The organism is Pseudomonas oryzihabitans (assembly GCF_014522265.1).
Classification (GTDB): Bacteria; Pseudomonadota; Gammaproteobacteria; order Pseudomonadales; family Pseudomonadaceae; genus Chryseomonas; species Chryseomonas aestiva.
On the sequence record NZ_CP017024.1, the window covers coordinates 407,501 to 424,378 of the forward strand.

Below are 16,878 nucleotides of genomic sequence, written 5' to 3' on the forward strand. Positions count from 1 at the left end.
AGGGGAGTTTCAGGACAGGTCAACAGGTTATTTCAAGAAACTTCAATAAAGCGGTATGGGCGCCAGGCGATAACCCGCTTCGGTCGCGATGATCCGGTACTGCTTGATCTCGCCAGGCGTCAGGAGAATGGACTGGGAGATGCTGCTCGCCATGGGTGCTGCGCAACCACCCGGACCGGAAGAGGTAAGACTCACGGCGATTTCGCCAGGCGGCAGATTGAAGGAAGCACTCTGGCCCGCCATGAGGGTACCGGCCAGTCGCCCCTGGATCACCAGACCTATATCGCATCCTGATCCGGAATAGGCGTCGCCGCGGGTGATCATGAGGATGCCCGGCTGCCCCGTCCCGCCCTGGGGGACCTGAGCCGAGGCGAAAGAGCTGCAGAGCAAGGCCGTCAGCACACCGATAAGCAACTTCATGTCTATCTCCTGCAGGGTCGCCAAGCACCTTAGCACTGCGCAGGCCCCCGCGCGCTGTTTCGCAGCAGAGCCGCGTCAGGCGCCGCTTCAGGGCACGAAAACTGAGCAAGTGGTCAGGTTTGGTGCCGCGCCCAACAGCTGAAATTTCCCGGAAGCCTTATACAAGGCGTTGAAAAATAACTATTTTCCTCCGCCCGCTTGGGTTTGGCGTCGATTTTGCTGAGCACGGCGGACGCAACACACAACGAGAAAGCACTTCCAGGAGCCTACATGCGCAAGACCCTAAACACCGCGCTGCTGACCACCAGCCTACTCGCAGCCGGTATCGCCAACGCCGCAGACAGTCCACTGCTGTGGCATGGTGAAAGCCTCACCTATCTATATGGCAAGGATTTCCGGGTCGATCCCCGTATCCAGCAGACCGTCACCTTCGAGCATGCCAGCAGCTGGACGTGGGGCGATCTCTTCCTCTTCGTCGACAGCATCTGGTTCAACGGCGCGACCAATGCCAGCGACGGCCATCAGGGCTTCTACGGCGAACTCAGTCCAAGACTGTCCTTTGGCAAGCTGTCCGGCCGGGATCTTTCCTTTGGCCCGATCACCGATGTGCTGCTCGCCACCACACTGGAATACGACCAGAACGATGGCGAGGGCGCCGGCCGTGATCAGCGCAACTACCTGGTCGGTCCGGGTTTCGACCTCAAGGTGCCGGGCTTCGACTACTTCCAGCTAAACCTCTACTACCGCAAGCCGGATGGCGGCAATGCGCCCTCGGGTGCCTGGCAGCTTACGCCGGTATGGGCCTACACCCTGCCCCTGGGCAATTCGGATCTGCTCATCGATGGCTATCTGGACTGGGTGATGAACAACAAGGGTAGCTACCACGCCAACCTGCACTTCAATCCACAGGTCAAGTACGACCTGGGCAAGGCCATGGGGTACGAGGCCAAGCACCTTTATGTGGGTACCGAGTACGACTACTGGTCGGACAAGTACGGCATTAAGGACAGCGAGGGATTCCGTACCGACCAGAGCGTTTTCAGCTTCCTGGTGAAGTATCAGTTCTAGTCCGGCCAGACCCACTTTTGGCGCTGTAGCCGCCGTCCCGGCCCGCCGCGCCACTGCGAGGTAATCATCATGCCCAGTCCCGTCCCCGATGATCTGCTCTATGGCCTGGACGAGCGTCCGGCCCCGCTCGCTGCCTTTTGCGCTGCCCTGCAGCATGTCCTGGCGAGCTTCGTGGGGATCGTTACTCCACCGCTGATCATTGCCGGGGCCCTGGGTCTGCACGAGCACCTGCCCTATCTGATCAGCATGGGGCTGATGGTGTCGGGCGTCGGCACCTTTCTGCAGGCCCGCGGTGCCGGTGGGCTGGGGGCGGGCATGATCTGCCTGCAGGGCACCAGTTTCTCCTTTCTGTCCGCGGTGCTGGCAGCCGGGATGCTGGTCAAGCAACGCGGCGGGACACCGGAGGACATCCTGGCGATGATCTTTGGCGTCTGCTTCTTTGGCGCCTTCGTCCAGATCGGCCTGAGTCGCTGCCTGGGCCTGTTGCGCCGAGTGATCACACCACTGGTGACCGGCATCGTCATCACCCTGATCGGCATCAGCCTGATCAGGGTGGGCATCACCGATCTCGGCGGGGGCGCAAAGGCCGCCAACTTCGGCGCACCGATCAACCTGGCTCTCGGCGGCCTGGTCCTGGTGGTTATCATTGGCCTGAATCTGTCACGGCGACCCTGGGTGCGGCTGTCGGCGGTGATGATCGGATTGCTGGTGGGCTCCCTGGTCGCCTGGAGCTGTGGCCTGCTGAAACCCCAGGCGCTGCCGGATCTGCCCCTGATCAGCGTCCCCCTCCCCTTTCGTTTCGGCTTCGCCTTCGACTGGTCGGCCTTTTTGCCGGTCACGCTGATCTATCTGATCAGTACCCTGGAGACCACCGGCGACCTGACCGCCAATTGCCTGATTTCGCGGCAACCCATCGAAGGTCCCGGCTATCTGCGGCGGTTGCGGGGCGGGGTCCTGGGCGACGGTGTCGCCTGCCTGCTCGCGGCCACCTTCAATACCTTTCCCAGCACCACCTTCGCGCAGAACAACGGGGTGATCCAGCTGACCGGCGTGGCCAGCCGCCATGTCGGCTACTGGATAGGCGCCATCCTGCTGGTGCTGGGTCTGTTCCCCATCCTGGGCGCCGTCCTGCAGCAGATTCCCAAACCGGTGCTGGGCGGTGCGACCCTGGTGCTGTTCGGCAGTGTCGCTGCGGCCGGAATACGGTTGCTGGCACAGTGCACGCTGGATCGTCGCAGCCTGCTGATCATCGCCACTTCCCTTGGCGTGGGCCTGGGTATCGCCAGCCAGCCGACACTGCTGGATCAGTTGCCGCCACTGGTGAAGAGTCTCTTCGACACCGCGATCACCAGCGGCGGCATCACCGCCATCCTGCTTAACCTGCTGCTGCCCGAAGAGCGCAGCGCAGCGCTGACGGAATGCCGCTCGCCGGCGCCACACCCATAAAAGAGCCCTTGTGTCCGGGACCGGGGGTACGCTATTGATGCCTGCCGCGCCTTTGGATCCTATCGTTGTCATGACCCTTCTCGTACCCGCCCATCACGCCGGCCAGGACAAGCCGGCCGGACGCATCCGGCAGAAGAATGAGGAGTCGATCCTGAGCGCGGCGGAGGAAGAATTCGCCCGCCATGGCTTCAAGGGCACCAGCATGAACACCATCGCCCAGCGCGTCGGGTTGCCCAAGGCCAATCTCCACTACTACTTCAACAACAAGCTCGGCCTCTATATGGCGGTGCTGGGCAACATCCTCGAACTCTGGGACAGCACCTTCAACCACCTGACCGTGGAAGACGACCCCGCCGAGGCCCTCAGCCGCTACATCCGCGCCAAGCTGGAATTCTCGCGGCGCCAGCCGCTGGCCTCGCGGATCTTCGCCATGGAGATCATCGGTGGTGGTCACTGCCTGTACGAGTATTTCGATCAGGACTACCAGACCTGGTTTCGCAGCCGGGCGGCGGTGTTCGAGGCCTGGATCGCGGCCGGCAAGATGGATCCGGTGGATCCGGTCCACCTGATCTTTCTGCTGTGGAGCAGTACCCAGCACTATGCCGACTTCGCCAGCCAGATCTGCCAGGTGACGGGACGCAGCCGCCTGACGCGGCAGGATTTCGACGAAGCGGCGCGGACCCTGACCCATGTCATCCTCAAGGGACTGGGCCTCCAGGCGCCATGACCTTCACCCTGATCCGGGATGCCGCCTTTGAAGAAGAGGTGCGCAAGAGTCGTTTTCTGGCCCTCGCCGCGCCCGTTTCCACGGTGGAAGCGGCCATGACCTTTATCGAGCGCGTGAGCGTACCGACCGCGACCCACAACTGCTGGGCGTGGAAGCTTGGCAACCAATACCGCTTCAATGACGACGGCGAGCCAGGCGGCACCGCGGGCCGGCCCATCCTCGCCGCCATCGAGGGGCAGGATTGCGACCAGGTGGTGGTGGTGGTCGTCCGCTGGTATGGCGGCATCAAGCTGGGTACCGGCGGACTGGTGCGCGCCTATGGCGGTTGCGCTGCCCGCTGCCTGCAGCAGGCGGACAGGCAGCCGCTGGTGGTGCGGCAGGACTACGGCTTCGCCTGTACCTATGCGGAGTGGCCGCTGATCAAGGCGCGCCTGGCCGCCCTGGCGGTGGTGCTGCTCGAAGAGGACTACCAGGCGCTGGAGATCACCCTGCGGATCGCCGTGGAACCGCAGCGTCGCGACGAGGTGGCGACCTTGCTGACCAATCTGAGCAGTGGTCGGATCGTTCTGCGCTCGCTTTAGCGGCACGACCTTTGCTGTCTAGTGGTGCATGCCTTTCCGACTTGCACCGCCCTGGCGCATTCCTGCGCTCTACCCGGGTTGTGTCTTGTCTGGCGGCAAGACTGAACCTGCCAAGAGCCGCAGCCCGCCCCAAAAGTGCGCATCAAGCGGCCGTCAGGCATGTTTTTGGTGCAACCCTTTCAGATGACTGCCCTGATGAACGAATTGCCTTCCGCCGTGGCGACCCTGGTCCACAGTGCCAATACCCTCTTTCTCCTGCTCGGCGCCGTGATGGTGCTGGCCATGCACGCCGGCTTCGCCTTTCTCGAAGCCGGCACCGTGCGGCACAAGAACCAGGTGAATGCCCTGTCCAAGATCCTCGCCGACTTCGCCATTTCCACCCTGGTGTACTTCTTCGTCGGCTACTGGATCGCCTATGGCGTGACCTTTTTCGCGCCGGCCCAGGTGCTGACCGCCGACAGCGGCTACGGACTGGTGAAGTTCTTTTTCCTGGCGACCTTCGCCGCGGCCATTCCGGCGATCATCTCCGGCGGTATCGCCGAGCGGGCGCGCTTCGTGCCGCAGCTGTGCGCTACGGCGCTGATCGTGGCCTTCGTCTATCCCTGTTTCGAAGGCCTGATGTGGAACAACAACCTGGGGCTGCAGGACAGCTTCGAAGCGCTGTTCGGGGCGCGCTTTCACGACTTCGCCGGCTCGGTGGTGGTGCACGCGGTGGGTGGCTGGCTGGCCCTGGCGGCGGTGATGCTGCTGGGGCCGCGTCAGGGTCGCTATCGCGAAGGCCGGTTGGTGGCCTTTCCGCCGTCGAACATTCCCTTCCTGGCGCTGGGCTCCTGGATCCTGATCGTCGGCTGGTTCGGCTTCAACGTCATGAGCGCCCAGAGCCTGGCGGGTGTCAGCGGACTGGTGGCGCTGAATTCGCTGATGGCCATGGTCGGCGGGACGGCGGCTGCCCTGCTGCTCGGGCGCAACGATCCCGGCTTCCTGCACAACGGTCCCCTGGCGGGACTGGTCGCCGTCTGCGCCGGCTCCGACCTGATGCATCCCATCGCCGCGCTGACTACAGGCCTGGTGGCGGGCGCCCTGTTCGTCTGGGCCTTTACCGCGGTGCAGACGCGCTGGAAGCTGGACGATGTGCTGGGCGTCTGGCCATTGCACGGCCTCTGCGGCGCCTGGGGTGGTATCGCCTGCGGTCTGTTCGGCCAGACGGTGCTGGGTGGCCTGGGCGGGGTAAGCCTGCTGGCGCAGCTGGCCGGCACGGCCCTGGGTATCGCGATCGCCCTGCTCGGTGGACTGGCCGTCTACGGGCTGCTCAAGGCCGTGCTGGGCTTGCGGCTGAGTCAGGAAGAGGAATACCAGGGCGCCGATCTGTCGATCCATCGCATCGCCGCCAACAGCCACGATGGCTAGTGGCCCAGGTTACCCACAGCCAGCGTGTACAGTAATGTGGATAACCCGTGCATGAAGTCACGAGAACGCCACGGAGACCGGTCTGGCGGCGACTGGTGAAGAAATGAGCACATGCGGTGTCGTGGCGGCAACCGTGGATGGCGGGCAGCCGGTAGCCGGCCAGTAACAGTAATCGGTAGAGTGGGCGATCCTTTTTCCAGGAGTGCCCCATGCCCGCCCTCTCGACCCTGCTGCCCTGGCTCCGCGAGGTGGACCGCACCACCCTGAAGGCGGACCTGGGTGCGGGTCTGCTGGGCGCGGTCCTGGCGCTGCCCCAGGGCGTGGCCTTCGCCACCCTGGCCGGACTGCCTCCGCAATATGGCGTCTATGGCGCCGTGGTGCCCTGCATCGTCGCCGCCCTGGCGGGTTCCAGTCGCCATGTGGTGACCGGTCCGACCAATGCCAACTCCCTGGCCCTGCTGGCAGCGCTGTCGCCGCTAGCGCTGGCGGGCTCCGGCCCCTACATCGACCTGGCCCTGGCGGTGACCCTGCTGGTCGGTCTGTTGCAACTGACGGTGGGCGCCCTGCGCCTGGGCGCCGTGGCCAACTTCATCTCGCCTTCGGTGCTGCTCGGCTTCATGAGTGGTGCGGCCGTGCTGATCGGGCTCTATTCGCTCAAGGACCTGTTCGGGTTGTCGCCGCCACTGGGCACCTCGGCCTTCGGCGTCCTCGGCTATGTGCTCGCCCATCCGCTGGCGATCCACTGGCCGTCGCTGGTCATCGGTGTGGTGACCCTGGTCGCCACCCTGCTGCTGCGCCGGCTGCGCCCGCGCTGGCCGACCATGCTGCTGGGCCTGCTGGCCGGTTGCCTGAGCGCCTGGATCCTGGAGCGCAGCGTGCCGGGCGCGGCCCATGGGATCGCCACGGTCGGACGGATCCCCTCGGCGCTGCCGCCCTTCCATCTGCCCGACGTCACCCTGCAGGACCTGGGCAATCTCTCCGGGATCGCCGTGGCCCTGACGCTGGTGGCCCTGGGGCAGTCGCTGTCGATCGCCAAGGCGGTGGCCCAGCGCTCCGGGCAGCGGCTGGACGTCAATCGCGAATTCCGCGGCCAGGGCCTGGCCAATCTGGTCGGCGGCTGCTTCTCGGCCTATGTCTCCTGCGGCTCGCTGAATCGCTCCATGCCCAATTTCGAAGCCGGGGCCCGTACGCCGCTGGCGGCAGTGTTCGCCGCCCTGCTGGTGGTGGCGCTGGTGGCCTTCGGGGGTGCCCTGATCGCCGCCATTCCACTGGCGGCCATCGCCGCCACCCTGCTGCTGGTGGCGCGCGGCCTGCTGGACCTGGGGCGCTGGCGCGAGGTGCTGAGGGTCAGCCGCACCGAGGCCCTGGTGGCCGGGGTGACCTTCCTGGCGACCCTGACCATTCCCCTGGACCGCGCCGTGCTGCTAGGCACGCTGGTGTCCCTGGTGGCCTATCTCTATCGCACCTCGCACCCCGCCATCCGCCCGCTGGTGCCGGATCCCCGTACCCCCGAGCGTCGCTTCACCCCATTGGACGAACTGGGCCAGCCGGCGCAGGAGTGTCCGCAACTCAAGCTGGTGCGGGTGGAAGGCTCGGTGTTCTTTGGCGCCGTACCCCATGTCGGCGATCAGCTGGATGGCTTTCGCCGTGCCCAGCCTGGCCAGAAGCACGCCCTGTTCATGACCAAGAGCATGAATTTCATCGACCTGGCGGGTAACGACCTGTGGCGGCGGGAGTGGCGCGAGCGCCGGGCCCAGGGCGGTGATCTCTATTTCCATCGTCCCCGCACGCCGGTCCTGCAGCTGTTCGCCAAGACCGGGTTTCTCAAGGAGCTGGGCGATGGCCACGTCTTCTCGTCCAAGGATCAGGCCCTGCGCAGCATCTATCCGCGGCTGGACCCGGAGGTCTGCCGCACCTGCACCGCGCGCACCTTCGTCGAATGCGCGGCGCGCGCGGCGGAGCGGGCGCCAGGCGCGGACGCCACCCGGACGGACTGCTAAGCTGGCGGTTTCCTTCTGCCGCCGGAGATTTCCATGACCGCTGCCCTGCGTCTCGCTCGCCGCCTCGCCCTGACCGCCCTGCTGTTGCCCGGCCTGGCCCTGGCCCATGGTCATCTCAAAAGCGCCGAGCCCGCCCCCGACAGCACCAGCGCGGCACCGAAGCAATTGAGTCTGAGCTTTTCCGAAGGGATCGAGGCGTCTCTCAGTCAGGTGCTGTTGCAACGTCAGGATGGCCAGGCCAGCACGGCGATCACTACCGGCAAGGTCATTTCCGGGCGCGACGAGCGCACCCTGGACGTGCCGCTGGATGCGCCGCTGGAACCGGGTCGCTACCAGGTGAAGTGGCGCGTACTGGCCAAGGACGGGCACAAGACCCAGGGCGATTACCGCTTCACCGTCCAGTAAGGATGGACGGCGGACTGGCGACGCCCGATGCCTGGCGCCCCGTCGCCCGTACCCTGCTGCTGCTGCCGCTGCTGCTGACCTGGGGCTATCTGGCCCTGGCGCTCTGCTTGGGTCGCCCCGGCTTGCGGCTCTGGCTACTGGCACGCGCCCGCCTCTCGGCCCGCCTGCTGGGCGCGCTGCTGCTGCTCGGGATATCGAGCCAGTTGCCGCTGCAGGCCGCGCTGGTGGGCGAGGGCTGGACGGATGCCTTCAACCTGCCGCTGTGGCAGCTGTATCTGGCCACCGAGGCCGGCCATGGCTGGCGCTGGCAATTGCCACTGGGTCTGCTGCTGGCGTTGTGGCTGCTGGTGGGACCCGGGATTCACGGCAGTCGGTGGCTATGGGGATTCAGCGGCCTGCTGCTGGCCAGTCTGGCCCTGGGTGGCCATGCCGCCGCGACGGCGGCCGGGTTAGGCCTGGCGCACCAGCTGAACCAGGCCCTGCATCTGCTCACCACGGGGCTCTGGCTGGGCAGTCTGCCCGGGGTGCTGCTGTGCCTGGGGCAGCCGCCCCCGGACCTGAGGGATGACGTCCAGCACTTGCTGCGCGGCTACTCGCTGCCCGGGCAGATCTGCGTGGCGCTGGCCTTGCTCAGCGGCGCGCTCAACAGCCTGCTGATCCTGGGGCCGGACGGCCTGCTGCGGCTGACGCCCTACTCCGCTCTGCTGCTGGCCAAGGTACTGGTGGTGGCGACGATGGTCGTCCTGGCCCTGGCCAATCGTTATCTGCTGGTGCCGCGATTGGGACAGGGGCCGCAGGCATGGCAGCTGCTGCGCCGGGCCACGGCCCTGGAGATCGCCCTGGGGGTGGTCGCCGTCACGCTGGTGGCGGTCTTCGCGGGGCTGGATCCCTTCAGCTGAAAGTCGGGGCGCCCGCTGGCGCCCCGGCACGCCTCAGAAATAGACGTTCATGCCCAGGTAGATTTCCTTGCTGCTGTCGAGCTGGCTCGAGCCGAGCTTGGCGCCGTCCTGGTCGATATCGGGCTTGGCATTGCTGCGCAGGTAGCGATAGCCGGCTTCCAGGGAGGTGCGCTCGTTGACCTGCTGCAGGATGCCGGCCTGGACCCCGGCCACATAGCCGAGGTCGCTGTCGTGGCCGAAACTGGAACCATCCTGGGTGACCCGGGCGACGCCCAGGGTCCCGCCACCGAACAGCTTGGTATTGCTGCCCAGGGGATAGAAGGCATCGTAGCTGCCGGTCAGGTCCTGCTGCTTGAGCCCGAGGCCAGCGCTGCTGCCGCTGGCCTGGTCGAGGGTGGCATAGTAGCGACCGGTGTCGTTCTGCTGACCGAGGCGCAGCCCCCAGGTGTTGCTGCCATCGATGGCACCATCGGTATCGGGGCTGTTCAGGTTGCGGTCGAGGGCGTGGCTGTTGCTGAAGTTGTCGTAGCTCTTGCCATAGGTGAGGCCGGCGAAGTTCTGGGTATCGGCGGCAAAGACCTGATGACTGGCCAGGGCCAGCAGGCCGAAGAGGACGACACGGGATTTCAGGGCGTTCATGGTGAAAGGCTCCTCACACGATGCGAATACAGCCCGACCGGCTGCGCGGCCATCTTCGGCGGCGGCGGATTAGCGGCGGATTAAGGGGACTGAATCGGAGCTGAACGCTGAGGCACGACGCGAGGAGTGAACCGGACCGCCCGTTGCAGGCGGTCCGGCTTGAAGGCGATCAACGCTGACGGTGGTACTCGGTCACGCGTTGCACTTCTTCCTTGGAGCCCAGGAACACCGCTACCCGCTGGTGCAGGCCATCGGGCTGGACGTCGAGGATGCGCTGGTGACCGTTGGTGGCGGCACCACCGGCCTGCTCGACCAGCATGGACATGGGGTTGGCCTCGTACATCAGGCGCAGCTTGCCGGGCTTCTCGGGTTCACGGGCATCGCGGGGGTACATGAAGATGCCGCCGCGAGTAAGGATGCGATGGACGTCGGCCACCATGGAGGCGATCCAGCGCATGTTGTAGTTCTTGCCCAGGGGGCCTTCCTTACCGGCCAGCAGCTCGTCCACGTAGCGCTTGACCGGGGCTTCCCAGTGACGCTGGTTGGACATGTTGATGGCGAATTCGGCGGTGGACTCGGGAATGGTGATGTCTTCGTGGGTCAGGACGAAGCTGCCCAGCTCGCGATCCAGGGTGAAGCCCTTGACGCCGTCGCCCAGGGTCAGCACCAGCATGGTCTGGGGACCGTAGATGGCGTAGCCGGCAGCGACCTGCTCGGTACCCTTTTGCATGAAGGCTTCTTCGGTCACATCACCGGTGGTGCTGCTGACGAAGTCCTTGCGCAGGATGGAGAAGATGGTGCCGACGGAAACGTTGACGTCGATGTTGGACGAGCCGTCCAGCGGGTCGAACATCAGCAGGTAGGCGCCCTTGGGGTAGTGACCGGGGATCTGGTGAACCTGGTCCATTTCCTCGGAGGCCATGCCGGCCAGGGTGCCGCCCCACTCGTTGGCTTCCAGCAGGATCTCGTTGGACAGCACGTCCAGCTTCTTCTGCACCTCGCCCTGGACGTTCTCGGTGCCCATGCTGCCGAGCACGCCACCCAGCGCCCCCTTGGACACCTCGTAGCTGATGCGCTTGCACGCCCGGGCCACGACTTCGATGAGGAAGCGCAGGTCGGCCGGGGTCTTGTGGCTGCGGGTCTGCTCGATGAGGTAACGACTGAGGGATATCCGGGACATCGCGGTGCTCCTTGTAATGATGGGCGCGAGTGTAGCGCCAAAGCTCAAGCTCCGTCTCAAGCAGAGCGGACCGACAGGCCGGGTCTGCCAGCCAGTGCCGATTTGCCGCTTCCTCGACCAGGTGAGAAAGCGATCAGCGCTGACGGCCGACCGGGAACGGGCGCCTAGGGCGCGTCCGGGGTCTCCACGGCCAGCAGTACGCCTCGGCCAACACGGAGGTTTTCGGCGCTGGGATAGACTGCCGAGCCGGGTTCCAGTTCAGGCCGGCGACTGTCCAGCTGTATCACCCAGTGATGTCCGTCACGTGACTGGGGCAGACGCAGCTCGATCTCCTCCCGACGTGGCTGGAAGGCCAGCCAGATTCGCGCCGCCTCGGGCTGATCCTCGCCATCGAGGGATTCCAGGGTGAGCGCAAGCGGCAAGCGGCCCCCGGCTTGCCAGCGACCGTCATCCATCGACACGCCATCGGCATCGAGCCATTCGATCCTCACCCAACCACGGGAATCGGGGCGGCCCAGCAGCCGCTGTGCCTGCAAGGCCGGCAATTCCTGGCGTAGCGCCATGAGGCGACCGACGAAGGCGCTCTGCCGTTGCCCGGCGGGGCTGGCGGCCTGCCGCCAATCCAGCCAGGACAGTTCGTTGTCCTGCACGTAGGCGTTGTTGTTGCCCTGCTGGGTACGACCGAATTCGTCGCCAGCGGTGAGCATGGGTTCACCCCCGGCGAGGATCAGGGTCGCCAGCAGGGCGCGCTGATCGGCGGCACGGGCCTCTTGGATGGCGGGATCGTCGCTCGGGCCCTCCGCGCCGTTGTTCCAGCTCTTGTTGTCGGTGGTGCCGTCGCGATTGTCTTCGCCGTTGGCGTCGTTGTGCTTTTCGGCGTAGCTGACCAGGTCGGCCAGGGTGAAGCCGTCGTGGGCGGTGATGAAGTTGACGCTGGTGCGCAATGGGCGATCGCCCGTGCCGAACAGATCGGCACTGCCGGCCAGACGGGTCGCCAGGGCACCGCGCAGGCCTTCGTCGCCGCGCCAGAAACGGCGGACGTCATCACGAAAGGCGTCGTTCCACTCCTGCCAGGGCGCGCGGAAGGCACCGACCTGATGACCACCGGGGCCGATGTCCCAGGGCTCGGCCACCAGTCGCACCTGGCGCAGGACCGGATCCTGGGCCAGCGCCTGGAGCAGTGGTGCGTCACGATCGAAACCGCTTTCCAGGCGACCCAGCGCCGGTGCCAGGTCGAAGCGGAAGCCGTCGACGCCGGCGGCGGTGACCCAGTGGCGCAGGCTGTCCAGGGTCAGGCGCAGCGCCGGCGGGCTGTAGAGTGCCAGGCAGTTGCCGCAACCCATGTCGTTGATATAGCGGGCCGGATCGTCTGGCTGCAGGCGGTAGTAGCCGGCGTTGTCCAGGCCACGGAGGTTGAAGGTCGGGCCCAGTTCATCCCCTTCGCCGGTATGGTTGAAGACCACGTCGAGCAGCACCTCGAAGCCGGCCGCCTGCAGGGTGGCCACGGTCTCGCGCAATTCGCTCAGGGCATCGCGCCCGGCCAGGCGAGGATCGACGGCGGCCATGACCACCGGGTTGTAGCCCCAGTAATTGGCCAGCCCCAGGGCCGGCAGGTGACGGTCGTCGGCCCAGGCGGCGATGGGCAGCAGTTCCAGGGTGGTGACGCCGAGACGCTGCCAATGCTCGATCAGCGCAGGATGCCGCAACGCCGCCAGGGTCCCACGCTGACGGGTCGGAACCTTGGGATGCAGCCGGGTCTGACCGCGGACGTGCAGCTCGTAGATCAGCCCGGCGTCGCGACGCTTGGGTGCGGGCGTCAGGGCGTCGAGCGAAGGCAGGACGATGGCCTTCGGGACATGGGCGCCGCTGTCGCGCTCGTCCGGGCGGTTGGGGTCTTCGGGGTGGAAGCCATAGGTGCTGGGGTGCAGCTGGAACGGCCGGTCCACAGCCAGGGCCCAGGGGTCCACCAGCAGTTTGTTGGCATTGAATCTGAGACCGTCCCGGGGACGATAGGCGCCTCGGGCGCGCAACCCATATCTCAGCCCCGGCTTGGCGCCGGGCAGAAAACCGTGCCAGACGCCGCCCTCGTGCTCGCGAAAGGCCAGGCGCTGGGTCTCGGCCTCACCCTTGGCGTCATAGAGGCAGAGTTCGACCGCTTCGGCGGCCGGCGACCAGACGGCGAAGTTGATCCCGCCGTCGACGACGGTGGCACCGTAATGGGCGGGATTGCCCGCTTCGAGGCGGGTGAAGGTACGGGGCATGGGGACTCCGGTGACGGGCTTGCGGGGCGGATACTGCAAGGATGTAGACGTCGTGGAAGGCAGGGGTTCTCAGTCGGGGAGTGGCTGATCGTGGCCATGGCCAGCCGCCGTAGGCTGGGTTGAGCGTAGCGAAGCCCAGCACATCCTGCCTGGGCGCCGGCTCTGTCGTGGCCCTTATCGCGGCCATGGGCCGCTCCTACGGATGGCCTGTAGGAGCGGCCGCAGCGGCGGACCGCCATGGCCGCGATAGACCCTATAACGACTACAGCGCCTTCCAGATCTCCGTGGCGTATTCGCGGATGGTGCGGTCGGAGGAGAACCAGCCCATGCTGGAGGTGTTGATCACCGCCGATTGCCACCATTTGTCCGGCTGCTGCCAGCGCATTTCAACCTGGCGCTGGGCGTCCCAGTAGGCATCGAAGTCGGCGCAGACCAGGAAGCGGTCGTGCCAGGTAAGCACGTCGAGCAGGCTGTTGTAGCGAGCCGGATCCTCGGGGAGAACTGGCCACCGCGCAGACCCGCCAGGACCTGGGCCAGGCGTGGCGAATTCTCGATGATGTCCGAGGAGATGCCGCCGCTGCGCTGGCGCTCCTCCACCTCGGCCGCCTTGAGGCCGAAGATGAACATGTGCTCCTCACCGATCAGCTCGCACATCTCCACATTGGCGCCGTCCAGGGTGCCGATGGTGAGGGCGCCATTGAGGCCGAACTTCATGTTGCTGGTGCCCGAGGCTTCCATGCCGGCGGTGGAGATCTGCTCGGACAGGTCCGCCGCCGGAATGATGACCTCGGCCAGGCTGACGTTGTAGTTGGGCAGGAAGACAACCTTGAGCAGGTCGCGGGTCAGGGGATCGTTGTTGACCACCTTGGCCACATCATTGGCCAGCTTGATGATCAGCTTGGCCTGGTGATAGCTGGCGGCGGCCTTGCCGGCGAAGATCTTGACCCGCGGCGTCCAGTCGCCGTTGGGGTTGTCGCGGATGGCCTGATACAGCGCGATGGTCTGCAGCAGGTTCATCAGCTGCCGCTTGTACTCGTGGATGCGCTTGATCTGGACGTCGAAAAGCGCGGCGGGGTCGAGATCGATCTCCATCCGCTGTTTCACCAGGCTGGTGAAGGTGTCCTTGTTGCGTTGACGCTGCAGGGCGAAGCGCTCGCGGAAGTTGCTGTCGTTGGCATAGGGCTTGAGCTGCGGCAGGGTCTTTTCCGGATCGTGCAGCACGCCCTGGCCCAGGGTATCCACCAGCAGGTCGGTGAGCGCCGGATTGGCCTGGTGCAACCAGCGGCGGAAGGTGATGCCGTTGGTCTTGTTGTTGATGCGATCCGGATAGAGTCGGTGCAGCGAGCGGAAGACCGTCTTGCGCATCAGGTCGGTGTGCAGTCCCGACACGCCATTGGTGCTGTGCGAGCCGAGGAAGGCCAGGTTGCCCATGCGCACCCGGCGACCCTGGCTTTCGTCGATCAGGGAGACATAGGAGATCATGGCGCCATCGGTCTCGCCGCGGGCGCGCAGGGAGTCGAGGAACTGCGCATTGATCAGGTAGATGATCTGCATGTGCCGCGGCAGCAGGCGCTCCATCAGCTGCACCGGCCAGGTCTCCAGCGCCTCGGGCAGCAGGGTGTGGTTGGTGTAGCTGAGGGTGCCGACGGTGGTGCTCCAGGCGGCGTCCCAGGGAATGCCGTGGACGTCCACCAGCAGCCGCATCAGCTCGGCCACGGCAATGGCCGGGTGGGTGTCGTTGAGCTGGATGGACACGTGCTCGGGCAGGCTGAGCAAGTCGTTGTGCTGCTTGAGATGACGGCGGGTCAGGTCGGCCAGCGAGGCGGCGACGAAGAAGTACTCCTGGCGCAGGCGCAGTTCCTGGCCGGCTTCGCTGCTGTCGGCCGGATAGAGCACCCGCGAGATGCTCTCGGCGCGCGCCTCGTTGGCCACGGCGCCGACATGGTCGCCGGCGTTGAAGGTTTCCAGGTGGAGGATCTCCAGCGGTCGGGCGCGCCAGAGTCTCAGGGTGTTGGCGCCCTCCCCGCCCCAGCCGATCACCGGGGTGTCATAGGCCACCGCACGGATGCGTTCGCCGGGCGTCCACACCTGGCGGCGCGGATCGCCTTCGCCGTAGGGCGCGACGTGACCGCCGAAACCGATCTCGTACACCACCTCGGCCCGTTCGAACTCCCAGGGGTTGCCGAAATCCAGCCAGTTCTCCGGCTGCTCCAGCTGGAAGCCATCGGCGATCACCTGGCGGAACAAACCATGCTCGTAACGGATGCCATAGCCATGGCTGGCGATGCCCAGGGTGGCCATGCTTTCCATGAAGCAGGCGGCCAGCCGGCCGAGACCGCCGTTACCCAGGGCGGCGTCCGGCTCCAGCCCGCGGATGCGCTCCAGGTCGACGCCGAGGTCGGCCAGGGCACGGCGGGTCTCTTCGAGGATGCCGAGGTTGGACAGGCTGTCGATCAGCAAGCGACCGATGAGGAATTCCAGTGAAAGGTAGTAGACCCGCTTCTGGCCGGTGCGATAGGCGTCGCGCGTGCGACTCATCCAGCGGTCGACGATGTAGTCACGGGCGGCCAGGGCGGTGGCCTGGAACCAGTCGTGGTCGAGGGCGTTGTCGGGGTCCTTGCCGACCGCGTAGGTGAGCTTGGAGAGGATGTTGGTACGGAGCGCGGAAACTTCGTTGGGCGAGATGAAGCGGGGTCTTGTCATCAGGATTGACCTCTACAAGCGCTTGAGCTTTGTCTGAAAAGTACCTGCGCATCGGTGATGCTGCGTTGAAAATCAACTCAGAATGCTCATTTACCGCTCGTAAACTGCGCTTCCTCGCTGATTTTTGCCTTGTCTCACCTTCACTCGGTGACCTTTCAGACAAGCCTGGGAATCAGATCGCGAAGTGGCCGCGGATAATGCGGCGCGTGCCGTTCACCCTACTTTTAGGCGAAACGTCGGGCACGTCCAAGCTTTTTTCGACACATCAGACGGTTAGCCGTCTCCCCTCTCCGCTCTCTAGCCCGAGGTTTTCATCATGCGCAAGACCCTGCTCATCACCGGTGCAAGTCGCGGTATCGGCCGCGCCACGGCCCTTGGCGCCGCTCGCCGCGGCTGGAATGTCGCCTTCAACTATCGCCAGGACGAGGCCGCGGCCCGGGCCACCCTGGCCGAGATCGAGGGTCTGGGCGTGGAAGGCCTGGCACTGCGCGGCGACGTGGCCGACGAGGCCCAGGTGCTGGCGCTGTTCGAGCGCACGGTGGCGCGCTTCGGCGGGCTGGACGGCTTCGTCAACAATGCCGGGATCGTCGACCATTCCCAGCCATTGGTGGACATGAGCGCAGAGCGCCTGCGACGGATGTTCGAGGTCAACGTCTATGGCGCCTTTCTCTGCGCGCGCGAAGCGGCCCGTCACCTGTCGCGGGAACGCGGCGGCCGCGGGGGGCCATCGTCAATGTCTCCTCCATCGCCGCCCGCCTGGGCTCCCCCAACGAATACGTCGACTACGCCGCCAGCAAGGCGGCGCTGGACACCCTGACCCTCGGCCTGGCCAAGGAACTCGGTCCGCACGGGGTAAGGGTCAACGCGGTGCGACCGGGCGTGACCCTCACCGACATCCATGCCAGCGGTGGCCAGCCGGGGCGTGCCGAGCGCCTGGGCGTGACCACACCATTGGGGCGTGCGGGTGACGCCGAGGAAATCGCCGCCGGCATTCTCTGGCTGCTGTCGGACGAAGCCTCCTACACCACCGGCGCCCTGCTGGATATCGGCGGTGGACGCTAGGGCCGGGCTCTGTACGAACAATCGCCGAGCGACGGTCAGGCGAGGCGAAAAACGCTGAGGAAGCGGAGTTTACGAGTGGT

General features: G+C 65.8%; 12 protein-coding genes and 2 pseudogenes. 9 read left to right on the plus strand and 5 right to left on the minus strand.

What is annotated here, in order from left to right:
• Positions 1-42 precede the first annotated feature (42 nt).
• A complete protein-coding gene (locus BGI51_RS01915) occupies positions 43-420 on the minus strand; it encodes a hypothetical protein (protein ID WP_017640656.1) in 378 nt (125 codons plus the stop codon).
• A gap of 270 nt (positions 421-690) precedes the next feature.
• On the opposite strand from BGI51_RS01915, the gene BGI51_RS01920 reads away from it, so the two are divergent.
• The 8 genes from BGI51_RS01920 to copD all read left to right on the plus strand — a co-directional run bounded on the left by BGI51_RS01920 (position 691) and on the right by copD (position 8,953).
• Entirely contained in the window at positions 691-1,488 is a 798-nt protein-coding gene (locus BGI51_RS01920) for an outer membrane protein OmpK (RefSeq protein WP_187980144.1), read from the plus strand.
• 69 nt (positions 1,489-1,557) lie between these two features.
• On the plus strand, positions 1,558-2,934 hold the full coding sequence (locus tag BGI51_RS01925) for a uracil-xanthine permease family protein (RefSeq protein WP_187980145.1): 1,377 nt from the start codon (positions 1,558-1,560) through the stop codon (positions 2,932-2,934).
• A 70-nt stretch (positions 2,935-3,004) separates the two neighbouring features.
• Positions 3,005-3,661 (plus strand): TetR/AcrR family transcriptional regulator, encoded by a 657-nt coding sequence (locus tag BGI51_RS01930; RefSeq protein ID WP_187980146.1) that lies wholly within the window; start codon positions 3,005-3,007, stop codon positions 3,659-3,661.
• Positions 3,658-4,242: an IMPACT family protein gene (locus BGI51_RS01935; RefSeq protein ID WP_187980147.1), complete on the plus strand. Its 585-nt coding sequence runs from the start codon at positions 3,658-3,660 to the stop codon at positions 4,240-4,242. Before BGI51_RS01930 ends, BGI51_RS01935 begins: the two co-directional genes overlap by 4 nt.
• 195 nt (positions 4,243-4,437) lie before the next feature.
• A complete protein-coding gene (locus BGI51_RS01940) occupies positions 4,438-5,649 on the plus strand; it encodes an ammonium transporter (RefSeq protein WP_187981250.1) in 1,212 nt (403 codons plus the stop codon).
• A gap of 209 nt (positions 5,650-5,858) precedes the next feature.
• The gene (locus BGI51_RS01945; protein ID WP_187980148.1) at positions 5,859-7,649 is read left to right on the plus strand and encodes a SulP family inorganic anion transporter; all 1,791 of its coding nucleotides are present in this window, start codon (positions 5,859-5,861) and stop codon (positions 7,647-7,649) included.
• A 33-nt stretch (positions 7,650-7,682) separates the two neighbouring features.
• Positions 7,683-8,054 (plus strand): copper homeostasis periplasmic binding protein CopC, encoded by a 372-nt coding sequence (gene copC / locus BGI51_RS01950; protein WP_133862510.1) that lies wholly within the window; start codon positions 7,683-7,685, stop codon positions 8,052-8,054.
• A gap of 2 nt (positions 8,055-8,056) precedes the next feature.
• On the plus strand, positions 8,057-8,953 hold the full coding sequence (gene copD / locus BGI51_RS01955) for a copper homeostasis membrane protein CopD (RefSeq protein WP_187980149.1): 897 nt from the start codon (positions 8,057-8,059) through the stop codon (positions 8,951-8,953).
• Positions 8,954-8,986: 33 nt separating this feature from the next.
• Here copD and BGI51_RS01960 read toward each other — a convergent pair whose 3' ends face one another.
• From BGI51_RS01960 to BGI51_RS01975, 4 genes and pseudogenes are all read right to left on the minus strand, one after another.
• On the minus strand, positions 8,987-9,592 hold the full coding sequence (locus BGI51_RS01960) for an outer membrane protein (protein WP_187980150.1): 606 nt from the start codon (positions 9,590-9,592) through the stop codon (positions 8,987-8,989).
• A 169-nt stretch (positions 9,593-9,761) separates the two neighbouring features.
• On the minus strand, positions 9,762-10,772 hold the full coding sequence (locus BGI51_RS01965) for a class 1 fructose-bisphosphatase (RefSeq protein ID WP_058792208.1): 1,011 nt from the start codon (positions 10,770-10,772) through the stop codon (positions 9,762-9,764).
• Positions 10,773-10,936: 164 nt separating this feature from the next.
• Positions 10,937-13,033: a glycogen debranching protein GlgX gene (gene glgX, locus BGI51_RS01970; protein ID WP_187980151.1), complete on the minus strand. Its 2,097-nt coding sequence runs from the start codon at positions 13,031-13,033 to the stop codon at positions 10,937-10,939.
• A gap of 262 nt (positions 13,034-13,295) precedes the next feature.
• Positions 13,296-15,736: pseudogene (locus tag BGI51_RS01975) on the minus strand (glycogen/starch/alpha-glucan phosphorylase).
• Between the two features lie 316 nt (positions 15,737-16,052).
• On the opposite strand from BGI51_RS01975, the pseudogene BGI51_RS01980 reads away from it, so the two are divergent.
• Positions 16,053-16,798 (plus strand): annotated as a pseudogene (locus tag BGI51_RS01980) (SDR family oxidoreductase).
• The last annotated feature ends 80 nt before the right edge of the window (positions 16,799-16,878 follow it).

Excerpts from the sequence above, each read along its gene's own strand:
- copD (WP_187980149.1), top strand. The coding sequence starts at position 8,057 with ATGGACGGCGGACTGGCGACGCCCGATGCCTGGCGCCCCGTCGCCCGT.
- BGI51_RS01940 (WP_187981250.1), top strand. The coding sequence starts at position 4,438 with ATGAACGAATTGCCTTCCGCCGTGGCGACCCTGGTCCACAGTGCCAAT.
- BGI51_RS01930 (WP_187980146.1), top strand. The coding sequence starts at position 3,005 with ATGACCCTTCTCGTACCCGCCCATCACGCCGGCCAGGACAAGCCGGCC.
- BGI51_RS01915 (WP_017640656.1), bottom strand. The coding sequence starts at position 420 with ATGAAGTTGCTTATCGGTGTGCTGACGGCCTTGCTCTGCAGCTCTTTC.
- glgX (WP_187980151.1), bottom strand. The coding sequence starts at position 13,033 with ATGCCCCGTACCTTCACCCGCCTCGAAGCGGGCAATCCCGCCCATTAC.
- BGI51_RS01925 (WP_187980145.1), top strand. The coding sequence starts at position 1,558 with ATGCCCAGTCCCGTCCCCGATGATCTGCTCTATGGCCTGGACGAGCGT.
- copC (WP_133862510.1), top strand. The coding sequence starts at position 7,683 with ATGACCGCTGCCCTGCGTCTCGCTCGCCGCCTCGCCCTGACCGCCCTG.
- BGI51_RS01960 (WP_187980150.1), bottom strand. The coding sequence starts at position 9,592 with ATGAACGCCCTGAAATCCCGTGTCGTCCTCTTCGGCCTGCTGGCCCTG.
- BGI51_RS01945 (WP_187980148.1), top strand. The coding sequence starts at position 5,859 with ATGCCCGCCCTCTCGACCCTGCTGCCCTGGCTCCGCGAGGTGGACCGC.
- BGI51_RS01920 (WP_187980144.1), top strand. The coding sequence starts at position 691 with ATGCGCAAGACCCTAAACACCGCGCTGCTGACCACCAGCCTACTCGCA.
- BGI51_RS01965 (WP_058792208.1), bottom strand. The coding sequence starts at position 10,772 with ATGTCCCGGATATCCCTCAGTCGTTACCTCATCGAGCAGACCCGCAGC.
- BGI51_RS01935 (WP_187980147.1), top strand. The coding sequence starts at position 3,658 with ATGACCTTCACCCTGATCCGGGATGCCGCCTTTGAAGAAGAGGTGCGC.